Consider the following 1,912-nt stretch of genomic DNA (forward strand, 5'->3'; position numbering starts at 1 on the left):
ATAACTTTTTTCTCTTTTATATCTACTTTACAAAAGACAAGGAGTATACGTATGAATCAGCCCGCTTCCAACCAACCTTCCAGAAAACATTCCCGGCATAAATCTTCAGGCACTTCCGAAGCTTCCCGGACTCCCAGCCGCAGAAATCCTGCTTTACAGAAAAAGAATGCTTCTCGCCGCCGAAAAATGTATCAGAAATCCCGTTATTACCGTCAGCGCCGGAAGCGTCTGCTGCTGGCCGGCGGAATGGGTTTGATTCTTTTACTTATTCTGCTTACTTTTGCAATTCGCAGCTGTATAGATAAAAAATCAAAACCTACAAACACGCAAACTGTACAAACAGATGGAACGCAAAACTCCGACACAGTAAATTCTGATCAGAAGAAAAAAACTTCTTCTGATGATACAGAGCCTGATCCGCAAGAAAACTCTGCTCTTCCGGCAGAACCCGTGTCCCTTACCGTCAGCGTTGTAGGAGACTGCACCCTTGGAACAGATGAAAATTTTGATTACGATACCAGTCTGAACGCTTATTATGAAAGCTATGGCTCTGAATATTTTTTCCGTAATGTAAAAGATATTTTTTCCGCTGATGACCTGACCATTGCCAATTTTGAAGGAACACTGACGGATTCTGAAGAGAGAGAAGACAAACAGTTTGCCTTTAAAGCTCCTGCAGAATTTTCCAGCATTCTCTCTGACGGCTCAGTGGAAGCTGTAACTTTGGCAAATAACCACAGCCATGATTACGGCGAACAGGGATTTGCCGACACACTGGCAGCTCTCGATCAAGAGGGAATCACTCATTTTGGATACGATGAAACAGCGGTTATAGAAATAAAAGGCGTCAAGATCGGCCTTGTAGGAATCTATGAACTGAAGGATCATCTGGAACGGACAGAACAGCTGAAACAGAATATCGCCAAAGTCAAAGAACAGGGAGCGGTTATCACAATTGTAATCTTTCACTGGGGAAACGAAAAAGAAGAGATTCCTGATTCCAACCAGACAACTCTTGGACGTCTTGCTATCGACGAAGGAGCTGATCTGGTCTGCGGTCATCATCCCCATGTTCTCCAGGGTATGGAAACCTATAAAGGAAAAAATATCGTATACAGCCTTGGGAACTTCTGTTTTGGAGGAAATTCCTATCCTAGTGATATGGACAGCATGATCTTTCAGCAAACCTTTACCGTAGACAAAAACGGAGTAGCCTCAGATAATAATACAAACATTATCCCCTGCTCCATTTCTTCTGACTATGATTACAACAATTATCAGCCCACTCCCGCAGAGGGCGAAGAAGCTGACCGGATCATGAATAAAATCGAAGAAAGAAGTACCTGGATCACTCCGGCCAGTACAGAAGAAATAGATTCTTCTGCAAACGAGGAGAACTCCGCCGAAAGCGATGAGGACACTTTCGATAAATCATAAAAAAATGCGGTATCTGTAAGCGTGGAAAACATGTTTTTCCAAATCCTGCAGATACCGCGTTTTTTAATATACTTCCGCTCCAAAAGGCATCAGAGCCAGTTTGGCAAGCTTAAACTGCTGCAGCCCAAAGGGAATTCCGATCACCGTCACACATAAAAGCATTCCAAGAACTGCATGTTCAAGGGCAAGGGGAAGACCAGACACTGCCAGCCAGATGATATTTACCAGAAGAGACACCGCCCCTCCACCATAGCGTACCTCTTTTCCAAAGGGAAAACAGCTGAGAGAAGCAAATTTAAAGCACTGCATCCCGATGGGAATACCTACCACTGTGATGCACCACAGACAGCCTGCCACACACCAGCTCAGGGCACTGATTGCACCTCCAAATATAAACCACAGTAAATTACCAAGACAACCCATATTTTTCCTCCTGAAATTGATCTCTTTATTTCGTATACATATGCTAATCTAT

The 1,912-nt window shown here is 43.6% G+C and carries 2 protein-coding genes; one reads left to right on the forward strand and one right to left on the reverse strand.

Annotation, left to right across the window (positions count from 1 at the left end; translation table 11 throughout):
* Window positions 1–51: 51 nt before the first annotated feature.
* The gene (locus RDS42_RS14530; protein ID WP_331603632.1) at window positions 52–1,437 is read left to right on the forward strand and encodes a CapA family protein; all 1,386 of its coding nucleotides are present in this window, start codon (window positions 52–54) and stop codon (window positions 1,435–1,437) included.
* 63 nt (window positions 1,438–1,500) lie between these two features.
* Here RDS42_RS14530 and RDS42_RS14535 read toward each other — a convergent pair whose 3' ends face one another.
* Window positions 1,501–1,860: a YccF domain-containing protein gene (locus RDS42_RS14535; RefSeq protein ID WP_308784284.1), complete on the reverse strand. Its 360-nt coding sequence runs from the start codon at window positions 1,858–1,860 to the stop codon at window positions 1,501–1,503.
* Window positions 1,861–1,912: the final 52 nt, after the last annotated feature.

The sequence above is a fragment of the uncultured Blautia sp. genome, from assembly GCF_902497045.1.
Taxonomy (GTDB): domain Bacteria; phylum Bacillota; class Clostridia; order Lachnospirales; family Lachnospiraceae; genus Blautia_A.

What these genes read in the sequence shown, in the direction of transcription:
- RDS42_RS14530 (WP_331603632.1), top strand. Translation starts at nt 52, where the DNA reads ATGAATCAGCCCGCTTCCAACCAACCTTCCAGAAAACATTCCCGGCAT.
- RDS42_RS14535 (WP_308784284.1), bottom strand. Translation starts at nt 1,860, where the DNA reads ATGGGTTGTCTTGGTAATTTACTGTGGTTTATATTTGGAGGTGCAATC.